Annotated in this window: 17 protein-coding genes; all 17 read left to right on the forward strand. The window is 36.9% G+C overall.

What is annotated here, in order from left to right; translation table 11 throughout:
• Positions 1 to 48 precede the first annotated feature (48 nt).
• The 17 genes from JDW14_02090 to JDW14_02170 all read left to right on the forward strand — a co-directional run bounded on the left by JDW14_02090 (position 49) and on the right by JDW14_02170 (position 17,131).
• Positions 49 to 528: a transcriptional repressor gene (locus JDW14_02090; GenBank protein ID QQD65933.1), complete on the forward strand. Its 480-nt coding sequence runs from the start codon at positions 49 to 51 to the stop codon at positions 526 to 528.
• 285 nt (positions 529 to 813) lie between these two features.
• A complete protein-coding gene (locus tag JDW14_02095) occupies positions 814 to 1,443 on the forward strand; it encodes a DivIVA domain-containing protein (protein QQD65934.1) in 630 nt (209 codons plus the stop codon).
• Between the two features lie 87 nt (positions 1,444 to 1,530).
• Entirely contained in the window at positions 1,531 to 1,956 is a 426-nt protein-coding gene (locus JDW14_02100; GenBank protein ID QQD65935.1) for a hypothetical protein, read from the forward strand.
• A 141-nt stretch (positions 1,957 to 2,097) separates the two neighbouring features.
• Positions 2,098 to 2,271 (forward strand): 30S ribosomal protein S21, encoded by a 174-nt coding sequence (locus JDW14_02105; GenBank protein ID QQD65936.1) that lies wholly within the window; start codon positions 2,098 to 2,100, stop codon positions 2,269 to 2,271.
• A gap of 637 nt (positions 2,272 to 2,908) precedes the next feature.
• Positions 2,909 to 4,018, forward strand: a complete 1,110-nt coding sequence (gene pdhA / locus JDW14_02110) for a pyruvate dehydrogenase (acetyl-transferring) E1 component subunit alpha (protein QQD65937.1) — start codon at positions 2,909 to 2,911, stop codon at positions 4,016 to 4,018.
• Positions 4,018 to 4,995 (forward strand): alpha-ketoacid dehydrogenase subunit beta, encoded by a 978-nt coding sequence (locus JDW14_02115; GenBank protein QQD65938.1) that lies wholly within the window; start codon positions 4,018 to 4,020, stop codon positions 4,993 to 4,995. The genes pdhA and JDW14_02115 overlap by 1 nt, the downstream gene beginning before the upstream one ends.
• A gap of 232 nt (positions 4,996 to 5,227) precedes the next feature.
• A complete protein-coding gene (locus JDW14_02120; protein QQD65939.1) occupies positions 5,228 to 6,841 on the forward strand; it encodes a 2-oxo acid dehydrogenase subunit E2 in 1,614 nt (537 codons plus the stop codon).
• 10 nt (positions 6,842 to 6,851) lie between these two features.
• The gene (gene lpdA / locus JDW14_02125; GenBank protein QQD65940.1) at positions 6,852 to 8,258 is read left to right on the forward strand and encodes a dihydrolipoyl dehydrogenase; all 1,407 of its coding nucleotides are present in this window, start codon (positions 6,852 to 6,854) and stop codon (positions 8,256 to 8,258) included.
• Positions 8,259 to 8,586: 328 nt separating this feature from the next.
• Positions 8,587 to 9,165: a thymidine kinase gene (locus tag JDW14_02130; GenBank protein QQD65941.1), complete on the forward strand. Its 579-nt coding sequence runs from the start codon at positions 8,587 to 8,589 to the stop codon at positions 9,163 to 9,165.
• Positions 9,166 to 9,177: 12 nt separating this feature from the next.
• Entirely contained in the window at positions 9,178 to 10,257 is a 1,080-nt protein-coding gene (gene prfA, locus JDW14_02135; GenBank protein QQD65942.1) for a peptide chain release factor 1, read from the forward strand.
• On the forward strand, positions 10,241 to 11,107 hold the full coding sequence (gene prmC, locus JDW14_02140) for a peptide chain release factor N(5)-glutamine methyltransferase (GenBank protein QQD65943.1): 867 nt from the start codon (positions 10,241 to 10,243) through the stop codon (positions 11,105 to 11,107). Before prfA ends, prmC begins: the two co-directional genes overlap by 17 nt.
• A gap of 4 nt (positions 11,108 to 11,111) precedes the next feature.
• Positions 11,112 to 12,140, forward strand: coding sequence for a threonylcarbamoyl-AMP synthase (locus tag JDW14_02145; protein QQD65944.1), 1,029 nt, complete (start codon positions 11,112 to 11,114; stop codon positions 12,138 to 12,140).
• Between the two features lie 139 nt (positions 12,141 to 12,279).
• Positions 12,280 to 13,497, forward strand: a complete 1,218-nt coding sequence (locus JDW14_02150; GenBank protein ID QQD65945.1) for a serine hydroxymethyltransferase — start codon at positions 12,280 to 12,282, stop codon at positions 13,495 to 13,497.
• 187 nt (positions 13,498 to 13,684) lie between these two features.
• Positions 13,685 to 14,140 carry an IS200/IS605 family transposase gene (gene tnpA, locus JDW14_02155; protein QQD65946.1) on the forward strand — a complete coding sequence of 152 codons (456 nt, stop codon included), beginning with the start codon at positions 13,685 to 13,687 and terminating at the stop codon, positions 14,138 to 14,140.
• Positions 14,141 to 14,417: 277 nt separating this feature from the next.
• Positions 14,418 to 15,290 carry an ABC transporter ATP-binding protein gene (locus JDW14_02160; GenBank protein QQD65947.1) on the forward strand — a complete coding sequence of 291 codons (873 nt, stop codon included), beginning with the start codon at positions 14,418 to 14,420 and terminating at the stop codon, positions 15,288 to 15,290.
• 18 nt (positions 15,291 to 15,308) lie between these two features.
• The gene (locus JDW14_02165) at positions 15,309 to 16,037 is read left to right on the forward strand and encodes an ABC transporter permease (GenBank protein ID QQD65948.1); all 729 of its coding nucleotides are present in this window, start codon (positions 15,309 to 15,311) and stop codon (positions 16,035 to 16,037) included.
• Positions 16,037 to 17,131 carry a sensor histidine kinase gene (locus JDW14_02170; GenBank protein QQD65949.1) on the forward strand — a complete coding sequence of 365 codons (1,095 nt, stop codon included), beginning with the start codon at positions 16,037 to 16,039 and terminating at the stop codon, positions 17,129 to 17,131. The genes JDW14_02165 and JDW14_02170 overlap by 1 nt, the downstream gene beginning before the upstream one ends.
• The last annotated feature ends 26 nt before the right edge of the window (positions 17,132 to 17,157 follow it).

Raw genomic sequence — 17,157 nt, forward strand, 5'->3', positions numbered from 1 at the left:
TTTTGATTGATTTCTTTTACTATACCATATAATGAAGGAGGATTGTATATGGAACATGAACATCACCACGCTCATTGTAGCCATCATTCAACAGAAAAACAAACACCAGCTGAAGTAGTGGAGCAGTGCTTAAAAATATTGAAGAATGCGGGATTCAAGATGACCAAAAAACGTGAGGAAATTTTGATGTACTTTGCAGAGTCAGATCGGTACATGAGTGCACAAGATATTCATCGCATGATGGCAGAAAAGTACCCTACCATGAGTTATAACACTACCTATCGCAATATTTATGATTTTGTAGAAAATGGATTGCTTGAAGGAACAGAATATAATCATGAACAAATGTTTCGTATAAGTTGTGGCGAACAAAGTCATCACCACCATCACTTCATTTGTACTAGGTGTGGCATTACGATTCCGTTAGATGCTTGTCCAATGGAACAAGTAACGACAGATTTATCAAAGGTCAAAATTGAATCACATCGTTTTGAAGTGTTTGGTAAATGTGAGAATTGTCAAATGTAATTTTTGTGGGAATGCTTACGGGTATTAAAAGTATTTAGGTAAACAGTCATACTAAGCCACTTCATAGGGAGTGGTTTTTTATTTCGAAATATCGGTATTTTGTCAGTCAAAGTCGTTGGAAAAGCTAGAGTTCTGTCAGTTGTTTTGATATAATTAAAAGTAAAATAGTAGCAATATGAATAATATTCTAGTGAGTGATTCGATTGTAAGGAAAAGGCTAATTTATCAAATGGCGAGTAATGTTAATGTGTAGATTAAGTATGGGAAAATAAGGAGGTAGCACCAATGGGGAGTGCAGAACAATTAAGAAAAACATTGTTTTTTGGTTATTCACGAGCTTCTGTGGAGGAGAAAATTCAGCAGATGCATCGAGAACAAAAAATGTTGAAAGATACGGTCAAAAATCAAGAAGAAACAATCAATGATTTAAAAGAACGTTTAGCACGTTTTGAAAGTAAAGAATTGTTGATTTCAGAAGTAATTGTTGAAGCAAAAGATTTAGCAAAAAATGTGATTAAAGATGCACATGCTGAGGCGTCAGACATTCGAAGTTCAACGGAAGAAGTAGTAACGAATCGTCTTTCTAATTTTGAATTATCCATGGCAGAGCTAGAAGCTATTAAACGAGAAATCGTACTCCAAGAAAGTTACTTAAAAGGGGAGTTGAAATCCGTTTTACAAAAGCACATGGACTTCTTGGAAACAATTGATTTATCTACTTTTGGAAAAATTAAAGAAGAACTTGATAGAAGTATGGATTTGGCAAAAACTGTCAAAGAAGAAATTCAACAAACCGAAACGGAAAAGCAAGAAAATAATAATCGCAAAATTATTGACCTTATTCCCAAGAGTAAAGTAGTTGAAGTAGAAGTGGACGAGATTCCCACTTATAATTTTGAGCAATTGAGGTTTTAAGTAGTGTGTATAGAGCGCCAGTGAGCGAAATGAATTAGTAAAAGAAGTCATTTCAGTTAATGGGAGCTAGAATAAGGAGGGACGTTAATGGATTCTATTAATAAGGCATTTAATGAATTGTTGCTTGAACGGTCATTTCCACTGAAACAAGAGAATATAACTGGTGGAATTATGTATAAAGGACAAATGGATTTTGGTACAAAGACGGTTCCTTTTGCCATTTCTTTGATATCCGAACAAGATCAAGGGATTGCCCAACTTGCCTTTTATTCTATCGCACAGTGTATATCCGAAGACCAACGAATAAAATGGCTTCATTTTATCAATGAATGGAACGACATATATGGTACTGGTTATTATCTATGTTTAGGTCGAGATAATCAAGTTTATATGCGTTATGTTTTATCCGTGTCGGAGCAGTCGGTAGAACAGATTTTTCGAGGGGTTATTTTAGGAAGCACTCTTGTTAAGCAGGTTGTCACTGAGATTGAGATACAATTTAGTGAGAATTAAACGGTTTAAAAATGAAAAAAGTGAGAAAAATTTTTTCAATAAGAGTTGTAAAGTTTACAAGATTTGCTATAATAAAACAAGGACTGATTTAGATGAATATCTAATAGAAGGTTACTAACAAGTTGGAGGGAGGGGAATCATATGTCAAAAACAGTAGTTCGTGATAACGAATCATTGGATGACGCTCTTCGTCGCTTCAAACGTAACGTTTCTAAAACAGGTACTTTAAGAGAAGCTCGTAAACGCGAGTTTTACGAGAAACCATCTGTAAAACGTAAGAAAAAATCAGAAGCAGCTCGTAAGCGTAAGTTCTAGAAAACGTATTGAGCGATAAGCCAAGACAAATTAAAGTTTTAAACTTTGCAAAAAAACCATTATCCTTTGTTGGATAGTGGTTTTTTTGTTGGAGATTAGTACGAATCGGTTGCTTGTGATGATGAATATTTATAAATAACACTAAAATAAGCAAGGAAGATTGTCACAGCATCTTGTCTAAAATAAACAGAATTTAAGTATTGAAATCGAAGTATTGATTATAGTTTCCGAGAGGGAAATACTAATATAAATGCCTAAAAATACTTGAAAACCTTAACATATATTTTAAATCACAAACTATTATAATATTTAAGTTTTTGTATAAATAGCAAAGAATGTGTACTATATAAAAATTAATAAAATAATACAGTTTAATTGATGTTTTATAACAGAACATAAAGAGTATTATCATAAAAATATGAAAATATTAGTGAAATTACTAAAAATAGATAGCGTAAACATCATTTTGAACAACGTTTCACAAACCGTAAAAAACCTTGATTGTATCGGATGAAAAAGGCTTTTTCACTTGCATTTGCATAGGGTTAGTGATACATTAGGTAATGTAAATAAGGAGTTAAACAGAAATTCGGGCTGTTTTATTCTGATTTAAAAAAAGGAAGGAATGTGTGCACATATGGCAAAGAAAAAAGAAGCTGTGACAATCGAAGCATTGTTGGATCCAAATAACTTCGATTTTAGCACGGTACAAGTTATCAATGAAGAAGGTGAAGTGGTAAACGAAGGTTTATTACCAGATTTATCTGACGAAGAACTCGTTCAATTAATGGAAGATATGGTATGGTCTCGTATTTTACATGAGCGTTCAACAGCATTAAACCGTCAAGGACGTTTAGGTTTCTATGCACCTACTGCTGGTCAAGAAGCATCTCAATTAGGTTCAATCGCTGCTATTGAAAAGACTGACTTCATTTTACCTGGATATCGTGATGTTCCACAATTAATTAAACATGGTCTACCATTACACCAAGCATTCTTATGGTCACGTGGTCATGTAGCAGGTAGTACATATGAGCAAGATTTATTAGCTGTTCCACCACAAATCATTATCGGTGCACAATACATTCAAGCAATGGGTGTTGCATTCGGATTGAAACGTGACGGTAAAAAAGCTGTTGCTGTAACATGGACAGGTGACGGTGGTTCATCTCAAGGTGACTTCTATGAAGGTATTAACTTTGCCGGAGCATATAAAGTGCCAGCAATCTTCTTCATTCAAAATAATGGTTGGGCAATCTCAACACCACGTGAATTACAATCTGCAGCACCAACATTAGCTCAAAAAGCAGTAGCTGCTGGTATTCCTGGTATCGTAGTTGACGGTATGGACGTTTTAGCTGTTTATGCTGTAACAAAAGCTGCACGTGAATACGCAATCGCTGGTAATGGTCCAGTCTTAATCGAAACATTATGTTACCGTTTTGGACCACATACATTATCAGGTGATGATCCAACTCGTTATCAACCAGAAGGTGTTCAAGATGAATGGCAAGCTAAAGATCCATTAATCCGTTTCCGTAAATATTTAGAAGCAAAAGGTTTATGGTCTAAAGAAAAAGAAGATGCTGTTATCGAACGTACACAAGAAGAAATTAAAGAAGCGATTAAATTAGCTGACCAAGAGCCTAAACAAAAGATTTCTGGTTTCTTAAAAAATATGTATGAAACACCAGATGTGTTTACGCAAGAATTTATTACAAAATACGAAGCAAAGGAGAATAAATAATGGCTCAATTAACGATGATCCAAGCGATTACTCAAGCAATCGCAACAGAATTACGTAATGACAACCGTACATTAGTTTTCGGTGAAGACGTTGGTAAAAACGGTGGGGTATTCCGTGCAACAGAAGGTTTGCAAGATGAATTCGGTGAAGAACGTGTATTCAACACTCCTTTAGCAGAATCAGGTATCGGTGGTTTAGCTGTTGGTTTAGCATTAACAGGTTACCGTCCAATTCCAGAAATTCAATTCTTAGGTTTCGTATTTGAAGTAATGGACTCTGTAGTAGCACAAGCTGCTCGTTACCGTTACCGTATGGGTGGAACACGTAATATGCCAATTACATTCCGTGCACCTTTCGGTGGTGGGGTACATACACCAGAATTACATGCTGATAACTTAGAAGGTTTATTAGCACAATCACCTGGTATTAAAGTAGTTATTCCTTCAGGGCCATACGATGCGAAAGGTTTATTAATTTCTGCAATTCGTGATAATGACCCAGTATTCTTCTTAGAACATATGAAATTATACCGTTCATTCCGTGAAGAAGTCCCTGAAAAAGAATATACTATTCCTTTAGGAAAAGCTAATGTTGTTAAAGAAGGTACAGACGTATCAGTAATCACTTATGGTGCAATGGTTCGTGAAGCGATTAAAGCAGCTGAAACATTAGAAAAAGAAGGTATTTCAGTAGAAATCGTTGACTTACGTACAGTTCAACCATTAGATATTGAAACAATCTTAGCAACAGTTAAGAAAACAAATCGTGTAGTAGTTGTTCAAGAAGCACAACGTCAATCAGGTGTTGGTGCACGTGTTATGGCTGAAATTTCTGAACGTGCTATCTTAGACTTAGAAGCACCAATCGGATTTGTTGCAGCTCCTGATACAATCTTCCCATTTGGTCAAGCTGAAAAAGATTGGTTACCAAATGCGACAGATATTGAAGCTCAAGTACGTGAAACTTACGCATTCTAATTTAGTAATATAATATTTGACTTGGGTAGTGGTGGCAACTTTATTAATAGGGGTGTCATGACTGCCCTAGGTCAAGTAGAATGTTTGTGTAAATAAAGAAAAGCAAATAAAAAATGATATACATAGTGTGAGCGAGGGTTTCGGGTTTGAATCACTGGAGAAAAACTTTCCAAGTATTTTGTGAAGTGAATGTCAAGCCAACCTAAACAAACTAGAAAAGGAGATATAAATCATGGCATTTTTATTTAAATTACCTGAGCTTGGCGAAGGAATTGTAGAAGGCGAAGTAGCATCATGGCCAGTAAAAGAGGGCGATGAGATTAAAGAAGACGATGTCTTAGTTGAAATTCAAAATGATAAATCAGTTGAATCAATTCCATCACCAGTTTCTGGGAAAATCTTAAAAATTCATGTTCCAGAGGGAACAGTAGCAGTTGTAGGTGATGTTTTAGTTGAAATTGATGCACCAGGACACGAGTCAGCATCAGAAGCAGCTGCACCAGCCGCAGCTCCTGCACCAGTTGCAACTGAATCTGCACCAGCAGCGGCAGCAGGTGTTTTCCAATTCAAATTACCTGAATTAGGTGAAGGAATTGTAGAAGGTGAAGTAGCATCATGGCCAGTAAAAGAGGGCGATGAAATTAAAGAAGACGATGTTTTAGTTGAAATTCAAAATGATAAATCAGTTGAATCAATTCCGTCACCAGTTTCTGGTAAAATTACTAAAATTGTGGTTCCAGAAGGAACAGTAGCAGTTGTAGGTGATGTATTGGTTGAAATCGCAGTAGAGGGACATGTTGCGGCTCCAGCAGCATCAACACCAGCAGCTCCAGTAGCGGCACCGACAGCAGCACCAGTTGCAAGCAAACCAGTTGAAGCAGCTGATCCAAATCGTCGTGTATTAGCAATGCCATCTGTTCGTAAATTAGCACGTGATAAAGGTATTGATATTTCATTAGTGGTAGGTACAGGTTCAAATGGTCGTGTAACAAAAGCTGATATTGAAAACTTCAATGGTTCAGCACCAGTTGAAGCAGCAGCATCTGCTCCAGCTCAAGCGGCAGCACCAGTAGCGACACCAGCAGCACCAGTTGCTAAAGCAAGTGCAGCACCGGCAGCACCATACAAATCAGCAGCTCCTGAAGCTGAAGTTCGTGAACCAATGAGTGGTATGCGTAAAGCAATTGCAAAAGCAATGGTTAACTCTAAACATACTGCACCTCACGTAACACACTTTGATGAAGTTGAAGTATCCGCTTTATGGGATCACCGTAAGAAATTTAAAGATATTGCAGCAGGACGCAATACTAAATTAACATTCTTACCATATGCAGTAAAAGCATTAGTTGCGACATTGAAGAAATTCCCAATCTTAAATGCGTCAATTGACGATGCTACAAGCGAAATCGTATTTAAAAACTACTTCCATATCGGTATCGCAACTGATACAGACCGTGGTTTATATGTACCAGTAATTCGTGATGCTAATACTAAATCAATGTTTGATATTGCAGATGAAATTACTGAATTAGCTGAAAAAGCACATGCTGGTAAATTAGCAGCTAACGAAATGGGTAATGCATCAACAACAATCTCAAATATCGGTTCAGCTGGTGGTAAATGGTTTACACCAATTATCAATCACCCAGAAGTAGCTATTTTAGGATTTGGTTCAATTGTTCAACAACCAATTGTTAACGAAGAAGGCGAGTTAGCTGTAGGTCGTGTTATTAAATTATCATTGAGTTATGATCACCGTATTGTTGACGGCGCTACTGCTCAAAAAGCGATGAATGAATTCAAACGTTTATTGGCAAACCCAGAATTATTATTAATGGAAGGTTAAGGTGTAGAATATGGTAGTTGGAGATTTTGCAATTGAACTAGATACAGTCGTAATCGGTTCAGGACCTGGAGGATACGTTGCAGCGATTCGTGCAGCACAATTAGGTCAAAAAGTATCAATCATCGAAAAAGAATATATCGGTGGAACATGTTTAAACGTTGGATGTATTCCATCTAAAGCGTTAATTAGTGCAGGTCATACCTATCATAACGCTAAACATGGTGACCATTTTGGTGTTCATGCTAAAGATATTACAGTTGATTTCAAACGTACTCAAGAGTGGAAAGACAAAGAAGTTGTTGGTAAATTAACTGGCGGTATCCGTATGTTATTGAAAAAAAATAAAGTGGAAATCATTGAAGGAGAAGCATTCTTCGTAGATGACCATACATTACGTGTTGTGACAGAAGATTCTGCTCAAACATATTCATTTAACAATGCGATTGTTGCAACAGGTAGCCGTCCAATCGAAATCAAAGGATTCAAATATAGCGAACGTGTGATTGATTCAACAGGTGCGTTAGCATTAAAAGAAATTCCAAAAGAAATGGTTGTAATCGGTGGTGGATACATCGGTAGTGAGTTGGCAGGTGCTTTTGCTAACTTCGGTACTAAGATTACAATTTTAGAAGGTTCTAACCAAATTATCCCAACATTCGAAAAAGATATGGTGGCATTGGTTGAAGCTGACTTCAAGAAAAAAGGTGTTGACATTGTAACAAATGCAATGGCATTAAATTCAGAAGTAGTTGGCGACCGTGTGAAAGTAACTTATGAAGTAGGTGGTAGTCAACATACTATCGAAGCGGATTACTGTTTAGTAACAGTAGGACGTCGTCCAAATACTGATAACTGTGGTTTAGAAGTTGCAGGTGTAGTAGTTGGTGAACGCGGATTAATCAATGTTGACAAACAAGGTCGTACAAATAAAGATAATATCTTTGCAATTGGGGATGCTGTTCCAGGAGCTGCATTAGCGCATAAAGCAAGCTATGAAGCGAAAGTTGCTGCAGAAGCAATCAGTGGTAAACCAAGTACAATTGATTATGTTGCTATGCCAGCAGTATGTTTTACTGACCCTGAATTAGCCTCAGTTGGTTACACAGTTGAACAAGCTAAAGAAGCTGGTTTAGATGTTAAAGCGTCTAAATTCCCATTAGGTGGAAATGGTCGTGCATTATCATTAAATGCTACAAACGGCTTTGTACGTTTAGTAACTACAAAAGAAGATAATGTTATTGTTGGAGCACAAGTTGCTGGTGCGAACGCATCTGACTTAATCGCTGAATTAACATTAGCTGTTGAAGGTGGATTAAATGCTGAAGACATCGCCTTAACAATTCACTCTCATCCATCATTAGCTGAAACAGTAATGGATGCAGCTGAATTAGCATTAGGACACCCAATTCATATTTAATAATATAGTGTGACAATGAGCGTTTTGAAATGAATCACTGGAGCAGAGAACGCAGAAGTGCGTAAGCACTTCAAGAGCTATGCGAAGTGGACGTCACTTTAGCTCATGAAATCAAAATCAAAGTTGATAGGGGAAACTCTGTCAACTTTTTTTGTGGGAAAAGGTAGTTTTCAATAAAAGAAGTCATATTTGGTAGTAGCATTTATACGCTGAAATAGGCTATAATAAGAACATGTGAATTCTACAAAAGATATTTCTTAACATGAAGTGAGCATTTGAAAAGATTTAGTTTTGCTTACAAAAAAATTGAGAAAAGGAGACCATAGTATTGGCACAATTCTTTTTTAAATATGGCGCAATGAATAGTGGCAAATCACTTGAAATTATTAAAGTAGCGCACAACTATGAGGAACAAAATAAACCAGTTGAAATCTTTACGAGTGCATTGGATAATCGTACTTCTGTGGGAACGGTAGCAAGTCGAACTGGTTATCAGCGGCAAGCGATTCCGATTACTGATGATATGGATTTATTTGAAACTATTAAAGCGATGGGACGTCGTTACTGTATTTTAATTGATGAGGCACAGTTTTTAAAAAAAGCACAAATTTTACAGTTGGCACGTGTTGTAGATGAATTAAATATTCCTGTCATGGCTTTTGGTTTAAAAAATGATTTCACGAATGAGCTGTTTGAAGGTTCTAAATATTTATTATTATATGCAGATAAGATTGAAGAAATTAAAACAATTTGTTGGTTTTGTGATAAAAAGGCGAGTATGAATATGCGTATGGTGGACGGCAAACCGGTTTATGAAGGTGAACAAATCCAAATTGGTGGTAATGAGTCTTATTTACCAGTATGTCGTAGATGTTATCATAATCCGAATAGAATCGATAATCATTGAGAGGAGACTATCATGTTTGAACAATTAGATACATTAATCTTTCGTTTTGAAGAGGTACACGAATTATTAAGTGACCCTGCAGTCATTGCAGATACGAAACGTTTACGTGACTTAACGATTGAAGAGAGTGATTTAAGACCGAAAGTAGAGAAAATTCGCCGTTATAAGCAAGTGGAACAAGAAATTGTTGATACTGAAGAAATGCTTGGAGAAGGTTTAGATGCTGAAATGGCTGAAATGGCAAAACTTGAATTGTCTGAGTTGAAATCTGAAAAAGAATCTCTACAAGAAGCGATTCGTGTCATGATGTTGCCAGAAGACCCAAATGACGGCAAAAATATTATTATGGAAATTCGTGGTGCAGCAGGTGGTGATGAGGCACAGTTATTTGCTGGTGACTTATTAAATATGTATACTCGTTATGCCGATAGTCAAGGCTGGAAAGTGGAAGTCCTAGATGCGAACATAACAGGTATTGGTGGTTATAAAGAAGTATCGTTAATGATTACTGGTCATAAAGTGTATAGTAAGTTAAAATTTGAAAATGGTTCGCATCGTGTGCAACGTGTACCGGAAACTGAATCACAAGGTCGTGTTCATACTTCAACTGCAACGGTCGTAGTAATGCCTGAAGCAGAAGAAATTGAATTTGAATTAAATGACAATGATATTCGTGTGGATATTTACCATGCATCAGGTGCCGGTGGTCAGCACGTTAACAAGACAGCGTCTGCAGTTCGTTTAACGCATATTCCGACGAATACAGTGGTTGCAATGCAAGATGAGCGTTCGCAATTAAAAAACCGTGAAAAAGCGATGAAAGTATTGCGTGCTCGTGTTTATGATAAAATTCAATCCGAAGCACAAGCAGAATTTGATTCGGCACGTAAGTTAGCTGTGGGAACAGGGGACCGTTCAGAACGTATTCGTACCTATAATTTCCCTCAAAATCGTGTGACGGATCATCGTATTGGTTTAACAATTCAACAATTAGATGTTATTTTAAGTGGTAAATTAGATGAAATTATTGACGGTTTAGTCATGTTTGATCAAACACAAAAATTGGAGGAGCTCAATGCGCCTAAACTCTAAAATGTCACTGGCTGAAGCTTTTAAACAGGCTTCAGTTTTTTTACAAGAGCAAGGAATTGAGAATGCGTCAGTACGAGATTATTGGTGCCAAGTTTTTGACCTGCAGCTAACAGATGTTGTACTTCGTTTGCAACAGAAGATTACAGAGGAGGAAGCACAACGCTTTTGGCATGTATTAACACGTTTAGCACAACATGAACCAATTCAATATATTACACAAAAAGCTTATATAGGCGATGATGTGTTTAAGGTGACGTCAGATACATTAATTCCACGTGAAGATACTTATGGTTTGGTTGAAATGGGTAGCCAGTATTTGTCCTTGTACCCACAAGCTCAAGTGTTGGATATTGGTACTGGAACGGGGTATATTGCTATTTTATTAGCGAAAAATGCACCGGCAGCAACGGTGACGGCAGTGGATATATCAGCAGCAGCACTTGAAGTGGCAAAAGTAAATGCACAATTACATCAAGTAACGGTGGAATTTGTACAGAGCGATTTGTGTCAGCAATTGCCGAACGATAAGCGTTATGATTTAATTGTGTCTAATCCACCGTATATTGCTGAAGACGAGTTGAGTTTAATGGACGAATCGGTTAAACGTTTTGAACCAAAATTAGCCTTGTTTGCTGAAGATGAGGGGCTAGCGATTTATAAGCGATTGGCTGCAACATTGCCGAACTATTTATCAAGTAAGGGACAAATCTTGCTTGAGATTGGCTTTAGACAAGGCTTAATGGTACAAGAAATATTTCAAGTAGCATTTCCACAGGCAATGATTACCATTCATCAAGACTTGAATGGATTGGATCGTTATGTCAAAGTAAGTTTAAGAGAGAAAGAATGATGAAATGGAAACACAAGTATTTTTATCCGAACAAATCACTCAAGCAGCAGAGCAATTGCGTTTGGGACAAATTATCTCATTTCCAACAGAAACGGTCTTTGGTCTAGGGGCGATTGCAACAGATGAACAGGCTGTCAGTCAAGTCTTTGCAGTGAAAGGGCGACCGAAAGATAATCCTTTAATTGTCCATGTTTCGAGCATTGAACAGGTGCATTCCTATGTTGAATCTATTTCTCCGATAGCCCAACGATTAATGGATGCTTTTTGGCCTGGGCCGTTAACGATTGTTTTCCCACAGAAAAAAGGTGTATTAGCACCGAGCGTTACCCCTGGAAAAGATACAGTTGCGATTCGTATGCCAAATCAAGCCGAAACATTGCGTTTAATTGAGGCAACAGGCATTCCATTAGTAGGGCCGAGTGCTAATAAGTCTGGGAAACCAAGTCCAACGGCAGTGGAACATGTGTTACATGATTTTAATGGTGAGATTGCTGGTGTTTTAGCTCCAAAAGAAACTTTATTAGCAGTTGGCGTGGAGTCTACAGTAGTTATGCCACAAGGAGAGCATGTTTATATTTTAAGACCGGGTGCGATTACCTTGCCGATGATTGCAGCATTAGGCATTTCAGTCAGCGAAAAAAGTGCAACTGAACAATTAGCTGACCCAAAATTGATTTCGCCAGGAGTTAAGTATACACATTATAGTCCGGTGCAACCGGTTGAAGTATTGGTTACGGACGAAGTGACACATTTTATAGAGCATATTCAACATGAGCAGCGAACGATTGGGGTTTTAGCACAAGCCGAAATTTTGGAACAAATTCAAGAAATTCTGTCTGTTAAGGCTGTCTATTCTTATGGCAGACAAGGTGATTTACAAAGTGCTACGCAGCAATTATATGCAGGATTGCGTGCGTTAGAATCAACCGATTGTGAAGTGATTATCGCACAAGGATTTGCCGATACGCCGGATAGTCACGCTTTGATGAATCGATTATCAAAAGCAGCCGATAAACTTTATCAATATGAATAATTAATGAATATAGAGAACAAAGAATTGAATAGATATGGTGAGAGCAAGGTTGCTCTGACTTGAATCACTGGAGAAAACTGACAACGTGCGTGAAACGCACAAAGAACGTTTTTGATAAAATAAGTGGAGGTTTTAGAAGATGATAAAAGATACAGCGATTTTTAATTTAATTGAAAAAGAAACACAACGTCAGCAACAGGGGATTGAGTTAATTGCGTCAGAAAATTTTGTATCGCCACAAGTGTTACAGGCACAAGGAAGTATTTTAACGAATAAATATGCTGAGGGCTATCCAAATCGCCGTTATTATGGTGGGTGCGAGTGGATTGATGAAATTGAGCAACTGGCAATTGACCGAGCTAAAGAATTATTTGGTGCTGAATTTGCAAATGTGCAGCCACACTCTGGTTCATCAGCGAATATGGCAGTGTATCGTGCCTTTTTGACGCCAGGGGATAGAGTTTTAGGAATGGATTTATCGCAAGGAGGACATTTAACGCATGGTTCGCCAGTTAATTTTAGTGGACAATCGTATGAAATGTATAGCTATGGTGTAGATGAGCAAGGATATATTGATTATGACGAAGTAGAGCGGATTGCAGAAGAGTGCCAGCCGAAAATGATGATTGCGGGAGCGAGTGCGTATTCACGAATCATTGATTTCAAACGCATGAGTGAAATTGCAGCAAAAGTGGGAGCAGTATTTTTTGTAGATATGGCACATATCGCAGGATTAGTTGCTACTGGTTTGCACCCTAATCCAGTTCCTTATGCAGATGTTGTGACAACGACGACACATAAGACATTACGTGGTCCACGTGGTGGGTTGATTTTAGCTAAAAAAGAACATGCGAAAAAAATTAATAGTGCTGTCTTTCCTGGTATTCAAGGCGGCCCATTAGAACACGTGATTGCAGCTAAAGCAGTTGCTTTTGGTGAGGCATTAGAACCGGAATTTAAAGAGTATGCAGCACAAATCATTAAAAATACGCAAGCAATGGCGAGTGTTTTTGAAGCAAGTGAATTGCATGTTGTTTCAGGTGGAACGGATAATCATCTTTTCTTATTAGATGTTACACCATTAGGTATTACAGGTAAATGGGCACAAGAACGCTTAGACAAGGTAGGAATTACGGTCAATAAAAATTCAATTCCTAACGATACACAATCATTTGTGCAAACAAGTGGTATTCGAATTGGTGCAGCTGCGATTACGACTCGTGGAGCTAAGGAAGAAGATGCGATTCAAATTGCTGAATTTATTTTAGCAGCCCTTAAGGCACCGGAAGAAGAATTAACGGAATTGCATGAAAAAGTAATGGCTTTTGTGCAAGAATGGCCGATGTTTGCTTGGTAGAATAATTTGATTAAGGCGATAGCAATATCGTCTTTTTTTGTTGTGACTTTAGTCGGTCACGCACCGTAAGGTGAGTGACAAATAAACCACCCGCTATGCGGGTGCGCAACGACGGTTATACCAAAAAACTCCAAACGCGATACAATAGTGGTGTTCAAGCCAACTGTAAAGTGAAAGGAGAAAACGCATGGCACATAGTTTATCGCACACAAAGTGGATGTGTAAATACCACATTGTGTTTACCCCAAAGTATAGACGAAAAATCATCTATAATCAATGTCGCAGTAGTTTAGGAGAAATATTTCGACGATTATGTAGTTATAAAGGAGTCGAAATTATAGAAGGACATCTGATGCCGGACCATGTACATATGTTGGTCAGTATTCCACCAAGAATAAGCGTATCGAGTTTTATGGGATATTTAAAAGGTAAGAGTGCGTTAATGATGTTTGATAAACACGCAAATTTGAAATATAAATTTGGGAATCGACATTTTTGGGCAGAAGGATATTATGTGAGTACGGTGGGATTAAACGAAGCCACGATAAAGAAATATATTCAAGAGCAAGAGAAACATGATATAGCCTTGGATAAATTGAGTGTGAAGGAATATGAAAATCCCTTTAGGGATAGTGGTAAGTAATACAAACGCCTCTTTGAGAGGCGAGTGACGGGTCAAGAGCAATAAGGCTTGAACAAAGTGAAAGCCAGCGTCTTTAGGCGCTGGCTGGCTTTTTGGGCTTATAGCCCCTGTTCAAACCACCCGTTAGACGGGTGGTTATGATTGCAATAAAATATAGCCACATATGACAAATGTCATCTTTATAAAATGACATTGCTTACTAATACTGTCAGCCAATAGGTAGTATATTTTATCTATCAAAACAAAAGGTAGCTGAACCAGAATAGGAGTGAACAACATGATTGAAGTCAATAAATTATACAAAACAATCAGAGGGCAAGATATTTTAAAAGATATTTCCTTTACAATTAATAAAGGAGATTGTGTGGCTTTGATTGGGCCAAATGGGGCTGGAAAAACAACTCTGATGTCATGTATGATAGGCGATAAATTTATTTCAAAAGGACGATTAATGATTGAAGGTGTTGCAGCAATGGACTCAACATTAAAAACCAAAGTAGCGATTTTGCCACAAGAGAACGTAGCACCAGAAAACTTAACAGTAGCTGAATTGATAGCTTTTTTCCAAAAAATTCATCGCAATGCTCTATCAACAGAAGAAATTGATGCACTATTAGGTTTTTCAGCCGAACAAAAAAATCAACTCACTGAAAAATTATCGGGTGGGCAAAGACGCTTAATGTCATTTGTTTTAATACTAATTGGTAAGCCGAGTATTTTATTTTTAGATGAGCCAACAGCAGGTATGGACACTTCGATACGACAACGATTTTGGGAAATTATTAACCAATTAAAAACGATAGGAACGACTATTGTCTATTCTTCTCATTACATAGAAGAAGTGGAGCATACAGCAGATAGAATCTTAGTGCTACATAAAGGAGAACTGTTACGTGACACGACACCTTATAAAATGCGTTCTGAAGAACGAGAAAAACAGTTTAATATACCGATTGCCTATCAAGAAAGTATTCAAACACTCGATATGATTTATGATATAAAAATATCGCATGATATAGTAACATTTATGACAAAAGAACCACAAATAGTTTTTGACTATTTACAAAAAGCAGGGTGTCCGATTGATGATATGGAAATGTTAAACAAAACCTTGTTAAATACATTATTTGATAATACGAGTAAAGAGTAAGTTGTAGGAGGGGAAATTATGCGAGCCTTATTAAAAATGGAATTTATTTTAACAAAACGCAGTCTGTTTACGTTCATTATGGGAATTGGCATGCCAGTTTTATTTTTCTTATTATTTTCATCAATGTTTGATACAAGTTATGGTGATACGAGAATTTTGACACGCAATTATTTGATAACGATGACTGCATTTAGTATGAGTAGTTTTGCACTATTCAGTTTTCCAGCTTTGCTTGAAACTGATAAGAAGAATAATTGGCTGATTCAAATACAGCATTCTCCCATTTCGTTATCACAATATTATACTGTAAAAGTGATACGTGTATTTGTGTCATTTATCATTTCGATTATTATCAATTTTATCGTCGGATTTTTGATTCGAAATGTGACAATGAGTACATCACAGTGGCTTGTCAGTGCTTTATTATTGCTAGTTGGAAGTTCTGCTTACTTAGCAATTGGTTTATTATTAACACTGTTTAACAATACACAAACCATGTCCGTATTTGCTAATATTTTATATTTTGTTTTAGCGATTTTTGGTGGCTCTTGGATGCCATATGAAGTATTACCCAAATGGATGCAACAAGTAGCTCACTTTACGCCGAGTTATCATGCGAATCAATTAGTATTGGGTTATCTAAAAAACAATAAAGTAAATAGCTTAACTTTACTGATTGTCCTGGCTTATGCGATAATAGTAGGAGGAATAGCACTTATTTTGAGCAAAAAACAGGAGGTGAGATAATGTCGATTTTCAAAAAAATACACCCTATGTATTTTGGCTCACTTATTTATCTTATTTTTCCAATTTATTATGTTTTGTCAGGAGAGTATCCTTTGTGGACTTTACCGTTAACCATTCTGTTTGCGATTGCGTATTTATCGCTCACATTAGTCAAAAAAGAGTGGGTTAAAATAGTATTATTTCTCTATCTATGTGTGTATATCGTGCTATTAACCTTATATGGAAGTATCATGGCAACATTATTTATTTACTATGTTACAAATATATTGACATGGCATTTTCAAGAAGATACGATAACGAGCAAACGCTATATTATTTTTTATATTACTTATGCTATATTGCTTTATTTTATCTCTCAAGTAAACGACATTGAAACCATTGTCTTTCTGTCAATTTTACATGTGGTAGCCATTGGCATGATGTATGTGATGAGAAAAAATTTACAGGAGGAACGATTAAAGCGTGTTCTCCAAGAGAAAAATGAGTCGATTAATTTGCTATTAGCTGAAAATGAACGAAATCGTATTGGGCAAGATTTACACGATACATTGGGGCATGTATTTGCGATGTTAAGTATCAAAAGTGAATTGGCAGTAGCACTCATGGAAAATAAAGAGTATGACAAAGCTAGAAAAGAAATCGAAGAATTGAGAGCTGTCACGACTACATCTATGAAAGAAGTTAGGCAGATTGTTCAATCGTTGAAACGTCATACGGTGGCAGAAGAATTGCAGATTTTACATAATATGTTTACAATGGCACAAGTAACTTTAGCAGTGACAAATCGTGATTTAACCAGGTCATTATCAGAGTCAGTACAATCCGTTGTTACGATGATATTAAGGGAATGTGGCAATAACTTACTTAAACATAGTCAAGCAACACATTGTCATATTGGATTTGAGCAAAAAAACAACCAAATGATAATAACCGTAGAAGATAATGGAGTTGGATTTGAAACAGTAACAGGAGAAGAATTGCATTCGATTCGAGAACGCTTGACTACAATCAAAGGACATTTAGACATTACCATATTGAAAAATCCAACTCAAATTACAATGTGGATACCATTAAGTACGAATGATAGGGTCTGACCTACAAGTTAAACTGAACGAGTAAA

It is taken from the genome of Aerococcaceae bacterium zg-252 (genome assembly GCA_016237705.1).
GTDB classification, from domain to species: Bacteria; Bacillota; Bacilli; order Lactobacillales; family Aerococcaceae; genus Globicatella; species Globicatella yangjingiae.